Origin of the sequence: Kribbella yunnanensis (assembly GCF_039529655.1) — a bacterium.
Taxonomy (GTDB): Bacteria; Actinomycetota; Actinomycetes; order Propionibacteriales; family Kribbellaceae; genus Kribbella; species Kribbella yunnanensis.
In genome coordinates this window covers 404,009-426,524 of sequence record NZ_BAAANF010000003.1, presented here as the reverse complement: position 1 = coordinate 426,524, position 22,516 = coordinate 404,009, and the positions used below count along the sequence as shown (strand labels likewise).

At 66.9% G+C, this 22,516-nt stretch carries 23 protein-coding genes and 1 pseudogene; 17 read left to right on the top strand and 7 right to left on the bottom strand.

Annotated features, from left to right (window positions below; all coding sequences use genetic code 11):
* The first annotated feature begins 62 nt into the window (after positions 1–62).
* The 3 genes and pseudogenes from ABD231_RS06610 to ABD231_RS06600 form a co-directional block, all read left to right on the top strand.
* On the top strand, positions 63–1,418 hold the full coding sequence (locus ABD231_RS06610; RefSeq protein ID WP_344146588.1) for an aminotransferase-like domain-containing protein: 1,356 nt from the start codon (positions 63–65) through the stop codon (positions 1,416–1,418).
* A 74-nt stretch (positions 1,419–1,492) separates the two neighbouring features.
* Entirely contained in the window at positions 1,493–2,392 is a 900-nt protein-coding gene (gene pdxS, locus ABD231_RS06605; protein ID WP_344146585.1) for a pyridoxal 5'-phosphate synthase lyase subunit PdxS, read from the top strand.
* 16 nt (positions 2,393–2,408) lie between these two features.
* Positions 2,409–3,020 (top strand): annotated as a pseudogene (locus ABD231_RS06600) (alpha/beta fold hydrolase); the annotation flags it as partial.
* A gap of 22 nt (positions 3,021–3,042) precedes the next feature.
* Here ABD231_RS06600 and ABD231_RS06595 read toward each other — a convergent pair.
* A complete protein-coding gene (locus ABD231_RS06595; RefSeq protein WP_344146582.1) occupies positions 3,043–3,717 on the bottom strand; it encodes a TetR/AcrR family transcriptional regulator in 675 nt (224 codons plus the stop codon).
* Between the two features lie 45 nt (positions 3,718–3,762).
* Positions 3,763–4,608: an SDR family NAD(P)-dependent oxidoreductase gene (locus tag ABD231_RS06590; protein WP_344146579.1), complete on the bottom strand. Its 846-nt coding sequence runs from the start codon at positions 4,606–4,608 to the stop codon at positions 3,763–3,765.
* A gap of 167 nt (positions 4,609–4,775) precedes the next feature.
* On the opposite strand from ABD231_RS06590, the gene ABD231_RS06585 reads away from it, so the two are divergent.
* Positions 4,776–5,090, top strand: coding sequence for a hypothetical protein (locus ABD231_RS06585; RefSeq protein ID WP_344146576.1), 315 nt, complete (start codon positions 4,776–4,778; stop codon positions 5,088–5,090).
* Positions 5,091–5,106: 16 nt separating this feature from the next.
* On the opposite strand, the gene ABD231_RS06580 is transcribed toward ABD231_RS06585, so the two are convergent.
* On the bottom strand, positions 5,107–5,571 hold the full coding sequence (locus ABD231_RS06580; RefSeq protein WP_344146573.1) for a nuclear transport factor 2 family protein: 465 nt from the start codon (positions 5,569–5,571) through the stop codon (positions 5,107–5,109).
* 78 nt (positions 5,572–5,649) lie between these two features.
* Here ABD231_RS06580 and ABD231_RS06575 point away from each other — a divergent pair, with 78 nt between their 5' ends.
* The gene (locus ABD231_RS06575; RefSeq protein WP_344146570.1) at positions 5,650–6,225 is read left to right on the top strand and encodes a TetR/AcrR family transcriptional regulator; all 576 of its coding nucleotides are present in this window, start codon (positions 5,650–5,652) and stop codon (positions 6,223–6,225) included.
* A 7-nt stretch (positions 6,226–6,232) separates the two neighbouring features.
* Here ABD231_RS06575 and ABD231_RS06570 read toward each other — a convergent pair whose 3' ends face one another.
* Complete coding sequence (locus tag ABD231_RS06570) at positions 6,233–7,171, bottom strand: SDR family oxidoreductase (RefSeq protein ID WP_344146567.1); 939 nt, start codon at positions 7,169–7,171, stop codon at positions 6,233–6,235.
* A gap of 166 nt (positions 7,172–7,337) precedes the next feature.
* Between ABD231_RS06570 and ABD231_RS06565 the strand changes: the two genes are divergently transcribed.
* Complete coding sequence (locus tag ABD231_RS06565) at positions 7,338–8,180, top strand: helix-turn-helix transcriptional regulator (RefSeq protein WP_344146564.1); 843 nt, start codon at positions 7,338–7,340, stop codon at positions 8,178–8,180.
* A 141-nt stretch (positions 8,181–8,321) separates the two neighbouring features.
* Complete coding sequence (locus ABD231_RS06560; protein ID WP_344146561.1) at positions 8,322–9,506, top strand: aminoglycoside phosphotransferase/kinase family protein; 1,185 nt, start codon at positions 8,322–8,324, stop codon at positions 9,504–9,506.
* A 4-nt stretch (positions 9,507–9,510) separates the two neighbouring features.
* Here the strand turns inward: ABD231_RS06560 and ABD231_RS06555 are convergent, their stop codons facing one another.
* Positions 9,511–10,182, bottom strand: coding sequence for an SDR family oxidoreductase (locus ABD231_RS06555; protein WP_344146558.1), 672 nt, complete (start codon positions 10,180–10,182; stop codon positions 9,511–9,513).
* 124 nt (positions 10,183–10,306) lie between these two features.
* Here ABD231_RS06555 and ABD231_RS06550 point away from each other — a divergent pair, with 124 nt between their 5' ends.
* Positions 10,307–11,230, top strand: a complete 924-nt coding sequence (locus ABD231_RS06550; protein WP_344146555.1) for an AraC family transcriptional regulator — start codon at positions 10,307–10,309, stop codon at positions 11,228–11,230.
* Here ABD231_RS06550 and ABD231_RS06545 read toward each other — a convergent pair.
* On the bottom strand, positions 11,203–12,753 hold the full coding sequence (locus ABD231_RS06545; protein WP_344146552.1) for a tannase/feruloyl esterase family alpha/beta hydrolase: 1,551 nt from the start codon (positions 12,751–12,753) through the stop codon (positions 11,203–11,205). The genes ABD231_RS06550 and ABD231_RS06545 overlap by 28 nt on opposite strands.
* Positions 12,754–12,780: 27 nt before the next feature.
* Positions 12,781–14,052 (bottom strand): phospholipase D-like domain-containing protein, encoded by a 1,272-nt coding sequence (locus ABD231_RS06540; protein ID WP_344146549.1) that lies wholly within the window; start codon positions 14,050–14,052, stop codon positions 12,781–12,783.
* Positions 14,053–14,163: 111 nt separating this feature from the next.
* Between ABD231_RS06540 and ABD231_RS06535 the strand changes: the two genes are divergently transcribed.
* The 9 genes from ABD231_RS06535 to ABD231_RS06495 all read left to right on the top strand — a co-directional run bounded on the left by ABD231_RS06535 (position 14,164) and on the right by ABD231_RS06495 (position 22,409).
* Positions 14,164–14,652 (top strand): hypothetical protein, encoded by a 489-nt coding sequence (locus tag ABD231_RS06535; RefSeq protein ID WP_344146546.1) that lies wholly within the window; start codon positions 14,164–14,166, stop codon positions 14,650–14,652.
* A 30-nt stretch (positions 14,653–14,682) separates the two neighbouring features.
* Positions 14,683–17,496: an AfsR/SARP family transcriptional regulator gene (locus ABD231_RS06530; RefSeq protein WP_344146542.1), complete on the top strand. Its 2,814-nt coding sequence runs from the start codon at positions 14,683–14,685 to the stop codon at positions 17,494–17,496.
* Positions 17,497–17,544: 48 nt separating this feature from the next.
* Positions 17,545–18,108, top strand: coding sequence for a DUF6891 domain-containing protein (locus tag ABD231_RS06525; RefSeq protein ID WP_344146539.1), 564 nt, complete (start codon positions 17,545–17,547; stop codon positions 18,106–18,108).
* 20 nt (positions 18,109–18,128) lie between these two features.
* Complete coding sequence (locus ABD231_RS06520; RefSeq protein WP_344146536.1) at positions 18,129–18,515, top strand: hypothetical protein; 387 nt, start codon at positions 18,129–18,131, stop codon at positions 18,513–18,515.
* Positions 18,512–18,922: a hypothetical protein gene (locus tag ABD231_RS06515; protein WP_344146533.1), complete on the top strand. Its 411-nt coding sequence runs from the start codon at positions 18,512–18,514 to the stop codon at positions 18,920–18,922. Before ABD231_RS06520 ends, ABD231_RS06515 begins: the two co-directional genes overlap by 4 nt.
* On the top strand, positions 18,915–19,514 hold the full coding sequence (gene pdxT, locus ABD231_RS06510; protein ID WP_344146530.1) for a pyridoxal 5'-phosphate synthase glutaminase subunit PdxT: 600 nt from the start codon (positions 18,915–18,917) through the stop codon (positions 19,512–19,514). The genes ABD231_RS06515 and pdxT overlap by 8 nt, the downstream gene beginning before the upstream one ends.
* 32 nt (positions 19,515–19,546) lie before the next feature.
* Positions 19,547–20,308 (top strand): YebC/PmpR family DNA-binding transcriptional regulator, encoded by a 762-nt coding sequence (locus ABD231_RS06505; RefSeq protein ID WP_344146527.1) that lies wholly within the window; start codon positions 19,547–19,549, stop codon positions 20,306–20,308.
* 171 nt (positions 20,309–20,479) lie between these two features.
* The gene (locus ABD231_RS06500; RefSeq protein WP_344146524.1) at positions 20,480–21,352 is read left to right on the top strand and encodes a chitinase; all 873 of its coding nucleotides are present in this window, start codon (positions 20,480–20,482) and stop codon (positions 21,350–21,352) included.
* A 109-nt stretch (positions 21,353–21,461) separates the two neighbouring features.
* A complete protein-coding gene (locus ABD231_RS06495; protein WP_344146521.1) occupies positions 21,462–22,409 on the top strand; it encodes a methionyl-tRNA formyltransferase in 948 nt (315 codons plus the stop codon).
* The last annotated feature ends 107 nt before the right edge of the window (positions 22,410–22,516 follow it).

Genomic DNA, 22,516 nt, shown 5'->3' with positions numbered 1-22,516 from the left:
GCATCCTCACACCTGCCACCGACAGAAAGCTGCTATCAGGCCAATGGTGAGAGACTGGACTTATGTGGCGGACGGGGGATCTGGAACCGGCGGACGGGACCAAGACCGAACAGGTCGAGGCCCTGGTACTGCGGCGGATCGAGCGCGGGGAGTTGTCGATCGGCTCGCGGTTGCCGTCGGAGCGGGTGCTGGCCGAGCGCCTCGGGCTCAGCCGAGTGACGGTCGTGCGCGCTCTCGATCACCTGCGGGCGGACGGCGTACTGGAGACCAAGCGGGGTTCGGGGACGCATGTGCGGCCGACTGACCGACTGCTCGACCCGATTGCGCCGGCGTCGACTGTGAGTGCGGGAGACAAGCCGCTGCTCGATCTGCGGTTCGCGACGACCGCAGCACCGCATGACGTGGTCGAAGCCGCGGCGCAGATGGTCGAGGACGGTCTGCCACAGGCGATGGGTGGTGACGGTCCGCCGTCGGGTGGCTCTCTCGAGCTCCGTACGGCGCTGGCCGAGCGACTCACCTCTGAGGGCGTACCGACTGAGCCGGACCAGCTCACGCTGACTGTCGGTGCGGCGGCCGGTCTGAACGCCGCACTGGCCGGACTGGACCTCGGACCGGGCGTGGCGATCACCGAAACACCGACGTACCCGGCCGCCTTTGACCTGCTGCGGAAACACCGGCTGGACGTTGCCGGGTGGCCGGCTGGGGTCTGGGACACCGATCAGCTCGCGCACCTGTGCAGACGGCACCGGCCGAAGGTCATCTACCTCCAGGCCGACAACCACAATCCGACCGGCCTCAGCCTCCCGGCAGACCGCCGTACGACGGTTGTTGAGATCGCCCGGCGTTATGGCGCCGCGCTGATCAGTGACGAGACCATGCGACCGTTATGGCTGGCCAGTGGGAAGCAGGCGGACCCGCTGAGTCGCTATCCGCGCACAGTGAGCGTCGGGTCGTTGTCGAAGACAGTGTGGGGCGGACTCCGGGTTGGCTGGGTCCGCACTGGTAAGCAGCTCAGGAGGCGGATCAACACGGCCGCACAACTCAGCGTGGCGTCGCCGAGTGCGCTGGATGACCTGCTGGCACAGGCGATCGTGCAGAAACTCGACAAGGTGATCAGCAGGCGCCGTACTCGTCTGCGGGCCAATCTGAATGCACTGGAGGCCGGGCTGAAGACGCTGGACGGCGTGACTTGGGCCACGCCGACAGGCGGTATGACGCTCTGGCTCGAACTGACCGACGTACGGGCCCGTCGGGTGCTGGACGCAGCTCGCGAACACGGTCTCCTGCTCGGTTCCGGCGACCTGTTCACGCCGGACGGGACTGATCGGCGGCACATCCGGATCCCGTTCACCGCTCCGCCGAGCACGCTGCGCCTGGTGGTTGCCCGGCTCGGCGACGCGCTGGCTCAGTCCAGTTGAATCAATGTGGACTGAAGGTCGGTGCCTTCGGCCACCTAGCCTGGTTGACGAGCCCCACGACCAGGAGGAACGCAGTGAGTGAGAACGTGAACCCGCAGACCGGCACCGCGAAGGTCAAGCGCGGCATGGCCGAGATGCTCAAGGGCGGCGTGATCATGGACGTCGTCACCGCCGAGCAGGCCAAGATCGCCGAGGACGCCGGCGCGGTCGCGGTGATGGCGCTGGAGCGGGTTCCGGCCGACATCCGCGCCCAGGGTGGCGTCTCCCGGATGAGCGACCCGGACATGATCGAGAGCATCGTCAACACCGTGTCGATCCCGGTGATGGCCAAGGCCCGGATCGGTCACTTCGTCGAGGCGCAGGTCCTGCAGAGCCTCGGGGTCGACTACATCGACGAGTCCGAGGTGCTCACCCCGGCCGACTACGCCAACCACATCGACAAGTGGAACTTCACCGTCCCCTTCGTCTGCGGCGCGACCAACCTGGGCGAGGCGCTGCGCCGGATCACCGAGGGCGCGGCGATGATCCGCTCCAAGGGCGAGGCCGGTACCGGTGACGTCTCCAACGCCACCACGCACATGCGCCAGATCCGCCAGGAGCTGCGCAAGCTGCAGAACCTCCCCGAGGACGAGCTGTACGTCGCCGCCAAGGAACTGCAGGCGCCGTACGAGCTGGTCAAGGAGGTCGCAACCCTGGGCAAGCTCCCCGTGGTGCTGTTCACCGCCGGCGGCATCGCGACCCCGGCCGACGCCGCCATGATGATGCAGCTCGGCGCCGAGGGCGTCTTCGTCGGCTCCGGCATCTTCAAGTCCGGCAACCCGGCCCAGCGCGCCGAGGCCATCGTGAAGGCCACCACCTTCTACGACGACCCCGACGTGATCGCCAAGGTCTCCCGCGGCCTCGGCGAAGCCATGGTCGGCATCAACGTCGACGAGATCCCGCAGCCGCACCGCCTCGCCGAGCGCGGCTGGTAGCCGACTACACTTCGCCGACGGCGCGATCGAATTCGTCAAGGCGCTCGGGCTCGATCAGGTGGATCTGCTCGGCTGGTCGTTGGGCGGCATCGTGGCGCAGTACGCGACCCGTCGCAGCCCCGCGCTGGTTCGCAAGCTCATCGTGGCCGGCAGCAGCCCGGGCAGCCCCGTCCCGGGGGCCGAGCCGATGAGCGACAAGGTCCGCCAGATCATGGCGAAGCCCGGAGGCGGCGACGACGAAGACATCCTGTACCTGTTCTTCCCCGAGACCGAGCGCGGACGCGCGGCCGGCCGCAAGCATCTCGATGCGGTGGCTCCGCGGCTCGCCACCGGGGTCAGCGCCATCTCGGACGCCGCGGGCAAGGGACAACTCGTCGCCGTTGCCAAGCTGCAGTCGATCCCGTTCGATCAGACCCAAGCCGATCTGGAGAGCATCAGACAACCCGTCCTCTACGCCAACGGCGCCCAGGACACCATGTTGCCCGCGCTCGCCTCCTACGTAGCGGTACAGCATCTCGACTCTGCCGTCCTCGTGCTCTACAGCGACGCCGGCCATGGTTTCCTGTTCCAGCACGCGAACGACTTCGCCACCCAGGTGAAGAACTTCCTCACCAACACTCAAGCCTGACCCGCCACCGCGAGTCTGTGGGTCAGGAGGCCGGCTGTTTGGCGCTTCGGCGCTTAGGGCCTGGGCGCCGTGCGTCCGCCGCGCGAGCCTGCGCTGCCATGCCGGCAACGAAGTCTTCCTTGGTTAGAGGCCCGACGGGCAGCGCGGTCGTCGCTCCCGGCCGGAGTCCGTCAAGCAGCAGTGGCAAGAATCGGCGCCAGGCGTCCGGCGCCACGGGACCGAACAGCCGCACGACCTCACCCAGCAATGTTGCGAGCACCGCGAGATCGGAAACCACCACATCGTCGCGGATGGAGCCCTGCTTCTTGGCCTTCGCCAGGAGCGTGTTCAGGCTGTCGCCGATCCGTCGATGTACCTCCAGCATCGGCGTCGACTCGGGATCGGTGGCCAGAATGTCCCTGAGTACCTGCTGGGTTGCCTGCGGCTCGACCGTAGCCTCGAAGAACTTGGCCAGCCCGGCCCAGCCGTCCGGGACCAAGGCTGCGGCCTCAGCGGCCTGAAGCATCGACTCCAGCGACGATTCCAGCGCCGCGAACGCCAGTTCGGTCTTGTCCGAGAAATGGCGGTAGGCGGTGCCGACACCGACCCCCGCCGCGCGCGCGACGTCGTCGAGGGTCGGCGCGAGCCCACGCTCGTTGAACAACCTCAGTGCTGCATCGACAAGCGCCTGACGGTTCTGGGCAGCATCGCTGCGCACGCGCGTCCCCCTTCGGGCGGAGTGATTACCGGAGAAACATCTCCACTAGGCTAGCGCCGTCCCTTGCGCCAGGCGGGCAATGTGGTCCCACTTCTCGAACTCGGCGATCCTGCTCGCGTACTCCGCTCGCATCGGCTCGATGCCGTTGATACCGAAGAGCACTCGCAGCGGAGGCTCCGGGGCGTCGACGATCGCGAGGATGGCATCCGCAGTGGCCGCGGGATCGCCGGTCACGAACGGACTGTTCGCGGCGCCTGCCATGAGTTCCTGGCGCACCGCGTCGTACTCGGGCATCGGCTTGACCTCCGGAGCCTTCGCGCCAAGGTCAGTGGCGAACGTCAGCGGCTCGACCAGCGTCACGTGGATACCGTGACCGGCGACCTCGGCTGCGAGCGCCTGACTCATGGCTTCCAGTGCCCACTTGGATGAGTGGTAGAGGCCCATGGTCGGGCGCGCGACCAGGCCGCCGTACGACGAAACTTGGATGATGCGGCCGTGGCCCTGTGCTCGCATACCGGGCAGTGCCGCCCGTGTGGTCCACAGCGGTCCGAAGACGTTCACCTCGTACTGGGCGCGAATCTGCTCCTCGGAGACTTCTTCCACCGTCCCCAGCAGAGCCTGGCCGGCGTTGTTGACGAGTACGTCGATGCCGTCGAAGTGATCCTCGGCGGCGTGAATCGCCTGCCTGGCCGCCGCGGCGTCGGCGACATCGAACTCAAGCGCGAGTACCTGCTCGCCGTACTTGGCGACCAGGGGCTCGAGTGACGCGGCGCTCCGCGATGTGGCGGCAACCTTGTCGCCGCGTTCCAGGGCGGCAGTGACCCAGTGAAAACCGAGGCCCCGCGATGCGCCGGTGACGAACCAGGTGAGGGGGGTGCGTTTTGTTGACATTGCGCTGTTCCTTGTCTTCGAACGGTGATCCCGGCCAGCGATCTGCTCAACCGGAGATCAATCTCCATTTAAGGTAACACGGGGCCCGTTGTCCGCATTCCCGCCAGCGCGCTACCGTGGAACTGAAACCGGAGGTAAATCTCCGGTTACTCGAGGAGGCCTAGGTCATGGGATCGAAAGTGAGCCGGCTCTTCGGCTCGAGCAGGCGGCCGGCCGTCAGTGCGCTGGCTCTGTCGCTGGCAGTCGGAGGGACTCTGGTCGCTGTCGCAGGTGGACCGCCCGCAACAGCTGAGCAGGCCTACCGCACCGCCGCTCGCAAGACCGGCAACGACTCGTTGCTGCGCCAGGCGTACGTCGACGCTCCCGGACACTGCAACTTCACCCCCGGCGAGGTCCTGGCCTCGGTCGAAACCATCATCGCCCGCATCGAAACCAACCGCTGGCCGTACACCGCGCCGAAGCCAGGCGCCGGCTACAACTGACGATCCTTGGTCGACGTCAGCCGCGCAGTGGGCGGGTTTCGGTCCAGTCGACCAGGAGGCGGCGTACGGCGAAGTACCAGGTGCCGTCGAGTTTGACGAACTCGTCCAGGTAGCGGATGGAGGCGACCATCAACGTACGGCGGTCGCCGTCGACCGTGACGTGATGGGCAATCGTGTAGCTCTCGCCGGTGGCGTGGTCACCGTCGAGCTCGACGGTGCTTTGACCGTTGAAGTGCGTGGTCGCGGCGTACTGGTTGAGGTTGTCGAACACCGGCGCGAGTGCGTCGCGGCCGTGGAGTTCTTGGGTCGGTACCGAGGACTTGGCGTCCATGTGGACCACGAAGTGGGTGTCCTCGGTGAACAAGGCCATCTGGCCCTTGGCGTCCCGGCGGTCTGCGCAGTGGGCGTAGGCGTCGAACAGTTCGCGGATCGCGAGCCGGTCGGCGGCTTCCTCGGGTGCGAGTGTGGCGTGGGATCTCATCATTTCTCCTCGATCATCTATTTTACACATGTAAAATAGATGCGCTGGGCACGGCGGGACAAGAGCGATGGTGAGGCGATGAGCGAGCAGATGGATCCACGGACAGTGCGCAGTGATCGCGTGCTGGCCGCGGCTGTGGTGGAGCTGGCGGCTCGGCAACCGGTCTCCCGGATCCGGGTCGCGGACCTGGTCGCGGCGGCGGGTGTTACCCGGCCGACGTTCTACAACCGCTATCGCACTCCACTCGACCTGTTGCTGACGGTTCTGGACGCTGACCTGGCAGTCGTCTACCAGCAGGAGGAGCTGTGGCAGGCGACAGCGGACCTGACCCCCGACGAGGCGCTCCGGCGGGCAACGGGTGCGGTCGTCGATCACGTCATCCGGTATGCCGAGGTCTATCGGCAGGCACTCGGGGACCCGGCGGACCGCGGGGTCTACGACGCGCTGGTTCGTCATTTCACCGAATACAGCCTGGCGTTCATGGCACGCGCTGCCACGAGTCCCGGCGTACCGGCTGCCAACCGTGACCTGATGGCGCAGTTCGTTTCCCACGGCTTCGTGGGTGTGATCAGCGCGTGGCTGGCGGCCGGGGGACTGACCAGAGACGACCTGGTTGACGCTGCCGTCGCGTGCGCGCCGGCTTGGTGGCGTTGAAGCGAGTTCAGCGAAGGCTGGTGCCCGTGAGTTCCTCGGAGACTTGCCAGATGCGCTGGGCTTGTCGGGTGCTGTGGAGCCGGGAGTAGAGCTTCTGTTGGGCGGGTGGGCCACCGAGGTGGCCGGGACCGCTGGGGCCGTAGAAGGCGCCGGGCTTGGCATCGGGTGACGTGGCTGCGTAGAGGGCGGGGAGCTGGGCGCTGTGGACGGTGCCGACAAGGATCCCGCGGGCGGACAGGGCGCGGATGACCCGTACGCCGAGGGTGTCGTGGTCGCGCCCGAGTTCTGGACGAGACGCGAGCAGGTTTGTCGGGGCGATGCCGGGGTGGGACAGGTTGCTGGTGATGCCCCAATCGGAGGAGTGGCTGCGACGGTTGAGTTCGAGGCCGAAGAGCCCGAAGGCGATCTTGGACTGGCTGTAGGCCCGGCGGCCGTCGTACTTGCGTTCCCAGTTCAGGTCGTCCCAGTTGATGGCGTGCTGGTTCGCGGCGACGCTGAGCTGGGAGGTCACCCGTGCCCGGCCGGCGCGGAGCAGCGGCAGCAGGTGAGCGACGAGGGCGAAGTGGCCGAGGTGGTTGGTGCCGAACTGCAGCTCGAACCCGTCGGCGGTGACCTGCCGATCTGGAGGAGTCATGACGCCGGCGTTGTTGATCACGAGGTGGATGGGTCGGTCCTCCTCCAGCAGGACTTTGCCGAGTTCTGCGACCGAGGCGAGTGAGGACAGGTCGAGAGTGCGCAGCGATACGTTCGCCTGCGGGACCTGATCGCGGATCGTGGCGATCGCCGCCTCGCCCTTGCGAGGGTTGCGGACCGGCAGGACGACTTCGGCTCCGGCGGCGGCCAGGCGCATCGCGATGCCGAGTCCCATGCCGTCGCTGGCTCCGGTGACGACGGCGCGCCGGTGGGAGAGGTCGGGGACGGTGATGTCGATGGGCTTGCGTGGCATGGTTTCTGCTCCTGAGCGTCGGTGCCGTTGCTAGTACTGTCACCGACCCCGGCAGTGCTATCCAGGACTTCCCGATCCACCGATAAAGGTGCTAGCGGCAACAAATCGGCCAAAGGGGGATCGGCGATCCGTGGTTGCCGGGATCCCGGGCCGGTAGAAAGGAGACATGGAGATCGATCGAGCCGGTCTGGCGGAGTTCCTCCGGCGCCGCCGCGGGTCGCTGCAACCTGACGACGTCGGCCTGCCGCGTGGACAGCGCCGTAGGACCAGTGGGTTGAGGCGTGAAGAGGTGGCCGCGCTGTGCCATATGTCGACCGACTACTACGCGCGGCTCGAGCGGGAGCGTGGACCGCATCCTTCGGAGCAGATGATCGCCTCCATCGCGCAAGGACTCCACCTGTCCCTCGATGAGCGCGACCACCTGTTCCGGCTCGCCGGGCACCACCCGCCGGCGCGTGGCGCCGACAGCGAGCACGTCAGCCCTGGTCTGCTACGGATCTTCGACCGCCTGCACGACACGCCCGCCGAGATTGTCACCGAGCTGGGCGAGACGCTTCGGCAGACCCCACTCGGCATCGCGCTCAGTGGAGATCTGACTGCCTACAGCGGTCCGGCTCGGAGCCTCGGCTACCGCTGGTTCACCGACCCCGCGACCAGGCAGCTGTATGCGCCCAGCGAGCATGCCTTCCTCGCCCGCATGTTCGTCTCCGGCCTGCGTGCGGTGTTCACGGCGCGGGGGCGTGGTTCCCGGGCGGCCCAGTACGTCGACCTGCTGCTCGCCGAGAGCGCGGAGTTCCGGCAGTTGTGGCAGGAGCACGAAATCGGTCTGCGTCCCAACGAGACAAAGCACTTCGTCCACCCCGAGGTCGGTGCCCTCGAGCTGACCTGCCAAACGCTCCTCGATCCGGAGCAGTCGCATCTGCTGCTCGTTTACACCGCGATCCCGGGAAGCGAGAGCTACGAGAAGCTGCGACTGCTGTCCGTCCTGGGGCCGCAGGTGCTTGGCTGACTGCTCGGTTCGACTGGTTGACGTGGTCGTGCCGGCTGTAGCAGGATCGACGGAGGCGTTGACTGACGCCCAGCCTCTGAGGATCTGCCCCAGCCGGGTCTTCGTGATGGCGAAGGGGAATCTGCCCTCACTGTCGCTTGAATGTCCAGGCCTGTTTCGAGTGTCGCGCTGCTGGGGAGCGAGGACATGTCGAGGAGGCTTGTCATCATGACCAAGCAGGGCAGTTTCAAGCGTGCGGTACGGCGCCATGCGGAGCGGACCGGTCAGCGGTACACCGAGGCGCGGGCTGATCTGGAGCTCGCCGAGACGCAGGCGTTCGTCCACGACCGTCCCTTCGAGCACGAGTCGCTGACTGCGCATCTTGAGGCGCGGTACGGGATTCGGATCACCTCGTTGGCGTCGATCGACGATGACCCGAACACGCGTCCGCGGGACTCGTGGCCTGGGCACTACCCGGCCACGCTGCTGGTGAAGCGAGCGGACGGGCCGCCGTGGATCGCCCGAATCTTCTCTTCGCCGGCCGACCAGGTCAGCCGGGTGGAGGGAGATGCGGAGATTCTGCGGTTCCTGGCCGCGCACGATTTCCCGGCCGAGCGGGTGGCTCATGAGGAGCCGGTGTCGGTGTACGACGGCAGTGGTGTGATCGTCACTGAGTTCGTCGAGGGTGGTCGTCCCGACGGGTCGTCGATCCAGCGCGAACTTGGGAGCCTGCTGGGGCGGTTGCACAGTCTTCCTTCGGGGGAGGGGGCGGTGGCTCGGGCCGGCGGTTCAGACGAATCCGGGGGTGGTCGTCATGTCGGTCGGCCCAAGGAGGATCTTGCTGCGGCCATGAGTTTTCTCGTCAGTGTTGAAGACTCCGTCGGGTCTGGGGGGCGAGAAAGTTTCGAGTGGCTGCGTGATCGTGTCGAGAACGCTGATGACGGCGAGGGGCTCCCGGAAGCCTTCACGCATGGGAACTATCACGCCTGGTCTGCGGTGGGGACGCCGGGAGACCTCGTCATCGTCGGCTGGGCCGGATCTGGCCGCGGCCCGCGATTGCCAGCGCTGGCTTGGCTTCTGACGACTGCGGCAGAGTCCGACCTGGCACTCGTCGACGAGGTTGTCCGTGGCTACTCCGAGCACGTCCAGCTCACCGCTGACGAGATCGACAGGCTCCCGCAGGTGCTCGACATCAAGCCGCTGTGGCTGGGTTGCATCGAGTACCGACAGGCTGTGCGCAGCGGGTCCACACCGACCCTGGCAGCAGGCTGGCCGGCATGGGCCGCTGATCGCACCGAACGCAACGAGCACATCGCCGCCCGAGCGGTTGCCGCGTTGCGCAGCTAGCCGGTCAGCCGGCCAAGGAGGCCTTCACCTGGCGGGTGGGTTCATCCGCCAGGACCTCGGTCAGGTCCGCCTCCAGACCGTCCAGTGCGACCCGGATGACGTCGGCCGGGTCGTTCTTCGGTACGTCGTACGCCGCCATCATGTCTGTGTCGGTCGCCGCCAGCAGTAGCCCGCTCACCAGCGTGCCCTGACCGGCGAGTTCGTGCCGGATGCTGTTCGTCAGGCTCCATTCGGCGGCCTTCGCGGCCGCGTACGCGCCGGCCTCGGGCATGCTCACCAACGACAGCACCGACAGCACGTTGAGGACGGCGCCACCGCCGTTGGCTCCGAGCACCGGCGCGAATCCGCGGACCATCCCGAGGGTGCCGAAGAAGTGCGTCTCGAGTTGCCGCCTGACGACTTCGAGTTCGCCGCCGATGAGGTTGTCGTTGCCGCCGATGCCCGCGTTGTTGATCAGCAGATCGACGTCCGGGGCCAGGGCCACTGCCGCTGTCACCGCGGCCGGATCGGTGATGTCGAGGCGTACCTTCTCGACCCCAGGGACGTCGATCGACTCGGGGTTGCGAGCCGCCGCGTAGACCTTCCGGGCGCCTCGCGCCAGCAGTTCCTGGGCGAAGTGGCGGCCGAGACCACGGTTGGCCCCAGTGACGAACGCAGTACTTCCGGACAGCTTCATAAGTTTCACTCCAGGGGATGGTCGATGTTGACAGAGACCACCGTAGGAAGCAGGAGCCGCTACACCCGATGCTCAATTGGTGCAGATCAATATCCGTTTGTAGCACTCAGCTAGATTTGGTGACATGGACCTGTTGGCTGACGCATTGGCGGTGGGCGGCGTGCGTGGAGCACTGGGCGCGCGCGTCGAGGCCGCCGATCCGTGGGGCGTCTTCTGGGACCCGGTCGACCGGGCCGTCATCTATGCCATCACGTCCGGCACGGCCTGGCTGAACCTCGAAGGGCGTGACCCACTGCAGCTCATGCCTGGTGATGTGGTGCTCCTGCCGACCGGTGCAGGCCATGTGGTCAGCAGCGCGCCTGGGACCCGAGCGCCCGCCTGTAGCTATGTGGTGCCCGCAGACGCGAGTGCGAACGGTGCCGTCCTGCGTCTCGGCGAAGGAGAGGTTCGGACGCACCTGCTGGGCGCGTCCTACGAGTACGATCCCGCCGTCTCGATGCCGGTGCTCGGCGCGTTGCCCGCCGTGGTTCACCTGCCGGCCGAGCACAGCGGCACGTGTTTGGACGACACGATCCGGTTGCTGGCAAGGGAGCTCGCGCACCCGCAGATGGGGACCGCGATCGTTCTCGACAGGCTGATCGACATCCTCCTCATCCAGCTGCTGCGGGTCTGGCTCGCCACTCGTCCCGAGGAGGCCAAGCACTCCTGGTTGGGGGTTCTCGACGATCCGCTGCTCAGTGCGGCGCTGACCAGGATCCACGGCGAGCCGGCCAAACCCTGGACGACCGCGCAGCTCGCGGACGAGCTGGCGGTGTCCCGGGCCACCCTGTCCCGCCGCTTTCAGGCCCGCACCGGTCAGAGTCCGGGCGCGTACCTGACCAACTGGCGCATGGACGTCGCCGCCAGCCGGCTGCGCGAATCCGACGACACTCTGGAGACGATCGCCCGTTCGGTCGGCTACAGCTCGGTGTACGCGTTCAGCCGGGCCTTCACCCGCGCCCGTGCGCAGTCGCCAGGGCGCTATCGGACTGCGGTGCGGCAGGTGTAGCTCGTGGCTTGGCGGGGGTCGCCGGTGCCGTTGTAGTAGGACCTCAAGGGATAGCGGCACAGGTCGCGGGAAGCGCCGGTGTAGGTGACAGCGGCGATGGTCTCCGGGGCCTTGCCCTTCTCGACCCAGTCGACCACTGGCTTCAGCTGGTCGGCCGGGGCCGCGCCGGCGGCCGGGCCGCAGTGCTCGGCGCCGGGCGCGAGGAAGACCCGGTAGAACTTGTCCACGTTGGCGGCGCCGCCCATTCGCCGTACGACGTCGTGGCGGTACTTGAGCGTGCCGCCGTAGTGGATGACCGAGTCCTCGGTGCCGTGCCAGGTGACGAGCTTGCCGCCGCTGTTGCGGAAGGCGGTGAGGTTGGCCTCGTCGGTGCCGAGGATCCGGTCGTACTCCCGCTTGGACTGCCGGAAGAGCTGCTCGAACTCGCGATAGCCGACAGTGCTGAAGTCGAAGGCCGGATCCTTCTTGACGAAGTACTTCACCCAGTTCTCCGCGAGCTTGAACGGTGTCGCCGCGGTGGCGGCCAGGCTCGTGCTCGGGTCGTAGCCGGGCCACAGCTGGGCACCGGTCCGGGTCTTCGGCCCGGCCCAGATCTTCCGTACGACGTCGGCCGCGCCCTTGGTGATCGTGATGGTCCTGCCCTTGCACTCGATCTGCTGACCGATCAACGTGCCCGGATCGAAGCGGCACTCGGCGGGCTCGCGGATGATTCCGTCCACCAGTCCGTCGGCGGGATCGCACTGCGCGATCGCGGCCCGCTGGAACGCGTCGAGCTCACAGCTTGTCGGGTGGACGCCCTCGACGTTCATCACGACCTGCGGCCAGAGGTCCGCCATGACGAAGCTCGGCATGCTGATCGCGGGTGCGGCCGCGCTGATGCCGTCGTAGTCGTTCGGGTAGCGCTGGGCGTTCATCATTCCCTGGCGGCCACCGGTCGAGCACCCGTTCCAGTACGAGTACGCCGGCGCCTTGCCGTAGTACTCGCGGGTGACGGCCTTGCCCGCGACGGCCAGGTCGTGCAGCGAGCGGTAGGCGAAGTTCTTCAGGAGCTCACGATTGACGCGTCCCTTGCTGTCGAGCGCCCACTTCGACGGGTCCTCGAAATCGAACCCGACGCCACCGTCGGTCTGCGCCGCGGCGTAGCCGTCCTTCACCGCGAGCGCGAGCGGTCCGTCGCCCTGGTGCATCGAGTACCCACCGCCACCAGTCGCCTGGAAGCGGCCGTTCCAGCCGGTCAACGGCAGCCACAAGCGGACCAGCACGTGATCACCGGCCCCGGGGTGGGTGAGCTCGACCTTGATCTCACAGAACGGCGGTACGCCGGTGATCGGCGGGACGCCCCATTCCGGCGGGTACTCGATCGTGCCACCGGGCTTCGGCGCCGCACTGGTTGCCAGCACCTTCGCACCCGGCACGGACGGCCTCGCGACCGCCGCACACCCAGCGGCCGGTTCGGTCGCGGAGGCCTGGACCGGGACGAGCAGGGCGCCGAGGGACAACACCGCCAAGATCATTCGCCTCATCCCGGAGACGTTAGACGCCGTCAGGGGTCAGCTCGGCTTGCACTCGAAATCGAACTTGTCGGGGTCGGTGGTCTCGTACTTGCTGGTCTGCCAGGTGATCGCCGCGGCTTCGCGGATCGTGAAGAAGTGCTCCTTGAACTTCTCGTGCACGTTCGGGTCGGTGATCCGCAGGATCACCTCGTCGTTGTAGAAGGGCGACTTGTTGTTCAGGTTGTGGCTGCCGGTGAACACGACCTTCTGATCCGGCTTCCCGTCGTAGTAGCCGTCGATCAGGATGTTCTTCTCGTGGGTGCCGCACTGGTTGGTGCTGAACTCCCGCACCTCCGGGCCGTGGTACTTGCCGGTCGGGGCGCGCAGGAGTCCACCGCGCAACGGCCCGTCCTTGGCCTGGCTGAGATCGGTTCCGACGATGTCGACGTAGCAGCCCTGGTTGTCGAGCTTCCACAGCTGATCTGCGACCTCGGTCCCGCCGGCGCCGCGGATGGTGTTCGCGGCGACCCGGACGATCGTCCGGTGCCCGTCGTCGGTCCCGCCGGAGTTGTTCTTGTCGCAGCGCACGTGTTTCAGGATGTTGGCGAACGTGACGTTCCCCTTGGCCCGCGGCGAGTAGTACAGCTTGAACTTCCCGTTCTCCGCCGGCGGGTTGGACTCGTAGTAGTTCGGGTCCTTCTTCGCGGCCCTGAGGTCGTCGAAGTAGTTCTGGTACTGGTCGTAGAGCCAGCTCTCGGCAATCCCGGTGTAGGCGGTGTTCCACATCTTCGGGCCGGAGTGCGTGTTGAGATTCGAGCTGGTCTGGACGACGACGTTCGTCACGCCGTGGGTCTTCTCGAACAGGTAGAACTTGTTGTGCATGATGTGCTCGCCGATACACGAGGTGTGCTTGTTCTTGGTCGCGGGATCCGGATAGCCGCCACCGCAGTGCTGGATCCAGGACGGGCTCTTGGCCGCGGCTTTCACCTTCTGGTACGGGTCGGACGCCTCGTCCACCGAGTCGGCGATCACCCGCACGCGGACGTTGTCCGACTTCATCTTCTTGACCAGGGCCTTGGCGACCTCGCCGTCGTTGAACCGGTACGACGCGATCGTGATGTCGGAGTCCTTCTCGGCTCCTTCGATCAGATTCACCAGGTAGTCGCGGATCCGGTACCGCTCGTTCGTCGTGCCGTTCGGATCGTTGGCGACGAACATCTCGGGCGTCGGGGGTGCGTCGTCGTCCTCCTTGGCCTGCACCGGGCCGACAGCCAGCGCCGACGTCGCCGCGACGATTACGAGGGTCTTGAGCAGCTGTGCTGGTTTCATACCGGCGACCGTACGAAGGCCGGGTATGCCGCCGTTATCGGCCGCAGATAGCCGATCGATAACGCCCACTTCTAGCGTTTCGCCGATCAACCAACGGAAGTGGGGAACGAGATGAGAACTCGACTGGCGCTGGCGTCGGCGGCGACGGTGGCCGCTGTGCTGGTGACGACAGGCGGTGTCAGCAGTACCGCCGCGGCCGGCGGCGACTGCCGGCACACCTCCGAGGGCCTGCCGATCGACAACGACTACGTCTACCTGTACACCAGGGCGAACTGCGCGGGTGCCCACGACGCCAAGGACGACTCCACGAAGGACGAGGACTACGGCGACGGGAAAGGGCAGGTCAAAGACTTCGACAACCAGGCCGGTTCACTGATCAACCACAGCGACTGGACCATGGAGTTCTACACCCGCACGAAGTGGAGCGACCAGGGCGATCGATTCTGCGTTCGTCCGCGGCACTACGTGACCAAGCTCTACATGTACGGCGACGGCAAGCAGGAGGCGGGCAACTGGAGCAACAGCATCAGCTCCCACCGCAAGGTGAATCCGGCGGACTGCAAGCGATTCTTCGGCTGGCGCATCAAAGTGCGCAAGTGACAGGACCCGACCGTCATCTAACCTGGAGTGATGGTCGAAGCTGGGGTGGAGATCAGGGTGCTGGGCCCGGTCGAGGCGACCGTGGCAGGACAACAGGTGAGCCTCGGTGGCCGCCGGTCGCAGCAGGTGCTGGCCGCACTGCTGATCGAAACGGGGCGGCCGCAGTCGGCCGAGCAGCTCATCGACGCGGTCTGGGACGACAACCCCCCGGCCTCGGCGCGCACACAGCTGTCGATCCATGTCTCCACACTGCGGCGCGCCTTCGCCGGGGCCGGGTGCCGTCACGAACTCATCGAAACCACGTCCAACGGCTACCGGCTGGACGATCAGGAGGTCCGGATCGACCTGGTGGAGGCGGAGCGGTTGCAGGCCGAGGCGCAGCTCCGCTCCGATCTGGAGGAGGCAGCCGACCTGCTCCGGGCAGCGCTGGCGTTGTGGCGTGGTGCCGCATTGGAGGATCTGTCGACCCGGGCGATGGCTGCTGCCGTACAGCGAGTGGCGGAGCTCCGGCTGAGCATCGCCGAACAGTTGTACGACATCGAGCTCACACTGGGCCGGCACCGGCAGAGCATCGGTGACCTGACAGCTCTGGTCACAGACCAGCCACTGCGTGAGCACCTGCGCGCGCAGTTGATGACAGCGTTGTGGCGGTCGGGCCGATCGGCCGAGGCTCTGGAGTGCTACCGGTACGGCGCTCAGGTGCTGATCGACGAGTTGGGTATCGAGCCGGGACCGGAGCTGCGTGACCTGGAGCAGGCGGTCCTCAGCGGTTCGGTCCGCCCGGCCCGGCGCGAAACCCTCGTACCGGCGGAGTTGCCGCTGGGCGTGCCGACGTTCACCGGACGGGAGGCCCAGGTCGGCCGCGTTCGCGACCTGCTGACGACCGCTGAGCCCCAGGCGGCTGTGATCGTGGCGGTGGCCGGTCCAGGCGGTATCGGCAAGTCGGAACTCGCGGTGCATGCCGGGCATCTGGTCGCCGACTCCTTCCCGGACGGGCAGTTGTACGTCGACCTGCGCGGGTCCACCGCCGATGTCGAGCCGCTGGACCCGGCCGAGGCGCTCGCCCGGTTACTCCGTTCGCTCGGGGCCCCGGACGGGTCGATCCCGGTGGATCCGGACGAGGCGGCGGCCAGGTTCCGGTCGATGACGAACGAGCTCCAGTTGCTCGTCGTACTGGACAACGCACTAGATGCCGCCCAGGTCGAGCCGCTGATCCCGGCCGGCCGGTCCTGCCGGACCATCGTCACCAGCCGGCGCATCCTGTCCGGACTCGTCGGCGCCGTGCACGAGCCGCTGGAGGTGCTTCCGGCCGCCGAGGCGGTCACGTTGCTGGGCCGCCTGGTCGGTCCGGCGCGGATAGGCCACGGAGGCGCCGCCGCCGAGATCGTCCGGCTGTGCGGCGGTCTGCCACTGGCGATCTCCATCGCTGCGTCCCGGCTGATCTCCCGCCCGTCCTGGTCCCTGCAGACACTGGCCACGCGGCTCGCGGCCGCCCACGAGTCCCGGCGGCTCGCGGAGTTGCAGACCGGCGACCGGGGCGTCCGGGCAAGCTTTCAGGTGAGCTACCAGGAACTGGGCATCGCACAGCAACGGATGTTCAGGCTGTCCAACCTGATCGAGGTCCCGGACGTCGACGTCCGGGTCGCCGCGGCGCTCGCGGACGTCGACACCGCGTCGGCCGAGGCGCTGCTCGAGGATCTCGTCGACGTCCAGTTGCTCGAGAGTCACCGGCCCGGCCGTTACCGGACGCACGACCTGCTGCGCCTCTTCGGCCGTGAGCGGGCCCGCGCGGAGGATGCCGAGCCAGTTCGCCGGCACGCGGTACGGCGTGCGTTGCATGGGTATCTGGCCACCGCACGGACGGCGTGCCGACGGCTGAACGCCGATGCCGTCTGGCGGACCGAGGTCGAGCCGCGGGTGCTCGATGCCGAGGGCATCGAGTTGCGCGATCGCGACGAGGTCTACGACTGGCTCGACGCCGAGGCAGCCAACCTGTCGGCGGTCGTGCGCCAGGCCTCGAACCTGGACCGGTCCGCCGGCCCTGCACTCGCGGCCGCGATCTGCTCGGCAGTCGGCTTGGGACTGGCCCTGCGCGGCCGGCATCGCGACAAGCTGCGGTTGGGTGAGCTCGTGCTGGCGGCCGCAGAGCGGACCGGCGAACCGCTGCAGAAGGCGGTGGCGCACGAGACCATCGGGTCTGCCCTGGTGCGATGTGGTGACTACGGTGTCGGCCTCACTCATCTGACCCGGGCGCAGGCGAGCTACCGGGCGATCGGCAACGAGGCCGGCGAAGCGGTTCAGCTGGCCGCCCTCGCATCGGCGTACCGGCTGCTCGAGCGGTACGACGAGTCGATCGCGCACTCGCGGCAGGCGATCGAGCTCAACCGCCGGATCGGCCGGCCCACCGCGCTGGCCGACAGCCTCACCAGTCTCGGCCTGACCTATCGGCACGTCGGCCGGCCTGCCGACGAGATCCGCGCACACTCCGAGGCCCTGGCCATCGCGGAGCCCCTCGAAGAGACCAACTGGCTGACCAACATCATCTGCAACCTCGCCGAAGCGACCCGGCTGGCCGGAGAGCCCGAGCAGGCACTGGCGTACTTCCAGCGGGCCCATCAGGTCAGCCGCCGTTCCGAGGCGGCCGAGACGTCCCTCGACGCCGAGATCTGGTGGGGGCTCGGACGCACGCACGCCGACCTGGGCTCCGCGCGGACCGCTCGCTCGTGCTGGCAACGATCCGGGGCGATCCTGACCGAGCTCGGCCTGATCACCGCCGGCGAGCAGCAGGCGATCGAGGGCTCCGAGACACCGGTACCGCCGGACCTGATCGGCCGCAATACCTGATCCGAGTCAGTGCCGTAAGCGGTAACGGGCCTGGACTATTCTGGCGGCATGCACAACGCCCTGGCCCTGGACGAGCGGACTGCTCGCGAACTGCGCGGGCTGGCTCGGGTGTTGGTGCGGTCCGGGTATGCGGACCACGCGGCGATCACTGCTGCGCTGACCGAGGCGGTCCAGGAGGACGCTCCGGCTATGGACGCGTCCGCGTTGGTGCCGCTGCTGATTGGTGAGGCGCTGATTGACGTGACCGAGGAGGCCAAGGCGTGGCCGGAGGTCACTGACCCGGACCGGCTGGACGCCGTACTGGCTGAGTTGGAGGCGCTGGGACTGGTGGTGGTTCGGTATACCGCCGACCACCATGAGGCGCGGCAGGTGCTGGAGGCTGCTGCGGATCCGCAGGGGCTGGTGTTCTTCACTGACACCGATGTCTGGCACGCGGTGGACTTCGGCATGCTTGAACTGAAGGTCTGGCACCCGGACACCGCCAACGTGGCACCCGGGGAGCCGTTGCTCGAGGACGTGCTCGCACTGCTCAACGAGCGCGAGCTCCCGGCCGTCTTCGACGAGGGCCGGATCGAGGTCACGCTGGACTGGCAACGGCGGGTGTCGTTGTGACGTACGTGACCGTTGGGTCGGTGGTGAAAGCGGTGTACTGGGAGACCGTCCCGGACAAGTACCAGCCGCCGAGGAAGTTCGCGGTCCGGGCCGAGGCGGCGAAGTACGCCGAGGAAAATGCGCTCTGGTTCGACATGTATGTGCACTTCGATGACGGTCAGGTGGTCCAGCTCAGTGCTGCCGGCGGTGAGTCGGCGGCCGAGGACCTGCACCCGGGCGACGTCGTACTGCGGGAGTCGTACCGCATCCAGGAAGGCAGAGTCGTGGGGACGACTGTCTATCCGGATCTGGCAGCCGCGACCGCTGCGGCGCCGGCGGGGCAGCGGACCGGGATCTACCAGACCGTGTGGGTCGGGCCGAAGGAACACGAGCTTGTCGGAGCGAGTGGCTCGGTGGACAAGACATGACGACCTTTGTCGAGCCGGGCTCCGTGGTGAAGCACGTCGAGTGGGAGGCGGTGCCGGACAAGTACGCCGGGCCGCGGGTCTTCGACAACCCGGCTGATGCCTCCAAGTACGCCGCGGAGACGTACGGTCGGGTCAACGTCCTGGCCACCTTCCCGGAGGGCACGGTCTCCATAACACAGGACGTGGCGCCCGGTGACGTCGTACAGCGGGTGCAGTTCCGCCTTCAGCGCTGGTACGACATGACCGTCCGGGAGCAGTACGACGACCTGCAGGCCGCGATCGCCGCCGTACCGGCTGGTCGGACGATCGGGGTGTATCAGGTGCTGTGGATCGGTGCCCCCGGGACTGACGGCGTACCGGTTGTGGGGGACACACTGCAAGTCAGTGGAGGAGAGCAGGATGAGTGAGCCGGTGATCGGTGTGTTTGCGCTGCAGGGGAATGTGCGGGAGCACCTGGAGATGCTGACGCGGGTGGGGGTGGAGGCACGGCCGGTACGGCGTCCGTCCGAGCTCGCGCAGGTGGATGCGATGGTGCTGCCCGGCGGTGAGTCGACCACGATGGAGAAGCTGGCGCGGGCGTTCGAGCTGTTCGAGCCGCTGCAGAAGCGGATCGCGGACGGGATGCCGGCGTTCGGGACCTGCGCGGGGATGATCATGCTCGCGAACGAGATCACCGGTGGTATCGCCGGCCAGGAGACACTCGGCGGGCTCGACGTGACGGTCCGGCGGAACGCGTTCGGGCGGCAGGTGGACTCGTTCGAGGCGGATCTCGAGTTCGCCGCGTTCGAGACGCCGTACCACGCTGTGTTCATCCGGGCACCGTGGGTGGAACGGGTCGGACCGCAGGTCGAGGTATTGTCGACGGTGAGCTCGGGCCCCGCCACGGGTAGGATCGTCGCGGTTCGCCACGACCGGCTGCTGGCCACGTCGTTCCATCCGGAGATGACCGGGGACGCGCGGCTGCACGGCTATTTCGCCGAGCTGGTCCGGGAGCTCTAAGTCTGTTCGGCGGTAGAAGGGTTGGGTTCGCGATGTCAGGCCACTCCAAATGGGCCACCACGAAGCACAAGAAAGCGGTCATCGACTCGAGGCGCGCCAAGCTCTTCGCGAAGCTGATCAAGAACATCGAGGTGGCCGCCCGGACGGGCGGCGGTGACCTCGCGGGCAACCCGACCCTGTACGACGCGGTCCAGAAGGCGAAGAAGTCGTCGGTTCCGAACGACAACATCGACCGCGCGGTCAAGCGCGGTTCCGGGGCCGAGGCAGGTGGCGCGGACTGGCAGTCGATCACCTACGAGGGCTACGGCCCGAACGGTGTCGCGATGCTGGTCGAGTGCCTGACCGACAACCGCAACCGCGCCGCGGCCGACGTCCGCACCGCGATGACCCGCAACGGCGGCTCGCTCGCCGACCCGGGCAGCGTCGCCTACCTGTTCCACCGCAAGGGCGTCATCGTGGTGAACAAGGAGCAGGACGGCAAGTCCTACACCGAGGACGACGTGATGGAGGCCGTCCTCGAGGCCGGCGCCGACGAGGTGAACGACCTCGGCGAGTCCTACGAGGTGATCAGCGAGTCCAGCGACCTGGTCAAGGTCCGCACCGCGCTGCAGGACGCCGGTATCGACTACGAGTCGGCCGACGCCTCCTTCGTCCCGTCGATGACGGTCGAGCTCGACGCCGAGGGCGCGAACAAGATCTTCCGTCTCATCGACGCCCTCGAGGACAGCGACGACGTCCAGAACGTCTACGCGAACTTCGACGTCTCCGACGAAATCATGGCCGAGGTCGGCTGACCTCCAGCTCCACCTGACCGCCGCGACCCCTGAGGGGTTTGCGGCGGTTGCCGTATCTGATCAAATCTTTTTGCTGAGATCTTTCTTTAGTCGGGAAAGCTGCTTACCGTGAGCAAGTGGACACCCTCCGGGGTCTGCGCTCCGAGTAACCGCCCCTACTAAGGAGTCGCTGTGAGGAAGTTGATCAGTCTTGTGGTGGCGCTGGTCGCGCTGCTGGTGCCGGGAGTCGTTTCGGTTGGTTCGGCGGTGGGTGCTACGACTGCCTGTAGCTACACGAACTGGGTGCAAGGGCAGTGGTATGTGACGGGCAATATCGTGAAGTTCGAGGGCTCGTACTACATCGCCGAGTATGACAATCCGGGGTATTCGCCGACGGTGAGTACCTGGTACTGGGATCCGTACAACTGCGATGGCGGGAGTACGAGTGGGTTCCCGGTGAGTGAATCCCTGTTCAATCAGATGTTCCCGAACCGGAACTCGTTCTATACGTACTCCGGGCTGACGACTGCGATCTCGGCGTATCCCGGGTTCGCCAATACCGGTGATGACACGACCAAGAAGCGTGAGGCTGCTGCGTTCCTGGCGAACGTTAATCACGAGACCGGTGGGTTGGTCTACATCAAAGAGATCAACGAGGCGAACTATCCGACGTACTGCCACCCGGAGTTGCCGTACGGCTGCCCGGCTGGGCCGAATGCGTACTACGGTCGCGGGCCGATTCAGTTGAGCCATAACTTCAACTACAAGGCGGCCAGTGATGCGCTCGGGCTGCCGTTGCTGACGAATCCGTGGCTGGTTGAGCAGGACTCGGCTGTCTCGTGGAAGACCGCGTTGTGGTTCTGGAACACGCAGACCGGTGCCGGCACGATGACTGCGCACAATGCGATGGTCAACAACCAGGGCTTCGGTCAGACGATCCGGACCATCAACGGTTCGATCGAGTGCAACGGCGGTAATCCGGCGCAGGTGGAGGCCCGGGTCAGCGCTTACCGGCGGTTCACCGGGCTGCTCGGTGTGACGCCGGGCGACAACCTCTACTGCTGACACCCCGTCGGGCACCCATGGCGTCTGTGGGTGCCCGGCTCTCCTCAAACCGCGACGGGCTCTATAAGGTAAGGCTTGCCTTATAGGGACGTCGAAAGGAAGAGGCCAGATGAGGGTCGTCATGCTCGGGTATCAGACCTGGGGCCACCGCACGCTGCAGGCGCTGCTGGACTCGGGTCACGAGGTGGCTCTCGTCATCACGCACCCGAAGAGTGAGCATGCCTACGAGAAGATCTGGGACGACGACGTCGCCGAGCTCGCCGAGAAGCACGACGTACCGGTGCTGCTCCGCAATCGACCCGATGACGCCGAGTTGCTGGATGCCATCGCGGCCGCCCGCCCGGATCTGATCGTCGCGAACAACTGGCGGACCTGGCTGCCGCCGAAGCTCTTCGATCTGCCGCCACACGGCACTCTGAACATCCATGACTCACTGCTCCCGAAGTACGCCGGTTTCTCGCCGATCATCTGGGCGCTGATCAACGGCGAGGAGAATGTCGGCGTCACCGCGCACCGGATGAGCGCGGAGCTCGATGCCGGCGACGTCCTGATCCAGCGGTCGGTGCCGATCGGGCCGACCGATACGGCCACCGATCTGTTCCACCGGACCGTCGACCTCATCGGTCCGATCGTCCAGGAGTCGCTCGAGCTCATCGCCTCAGGTGCCGGGAACTGGGTGCCTCAGGATCGCTCTGAGGCGAGCTTCTTCCACAAGCGGTCGCTCGAGGACAGCCGGATCGACTGGAAGTGGCCCGCGGAGCGGCTGGAGCGGCTCGTGCGGGCCCAGTCGGATCCATACCCGAATGCCTATGCGTTCCATCGCGGCGAGCGGCTGCGGATCGTCGACGCGGCCGTCTCAGAGGCCCGGTACGGCGGGACGCCCGGCCGGATCTTCATTCGGGAGGGCGACGGCGTGGTCATCGTGGCCGGTGCCGACGCGTTCAACGGTCGTTGTCCGGGACTGTTGGTGCGCCGGGTGCGGACCGATGACGGAACCGAGTACGCGGCGACCGAGTACTTCCGCACCATGGGTGGCTATCTCACATCACACCCCTGATCGTTCAATTAAGGTAAGCCTTCCCTTAGTATTTCGGTCGCGGCTTCGCTGAGTCGCTGTTCCGGACTGCGATGGGGAGGCACGGCGACTGTGTCGGGCAACTTGCG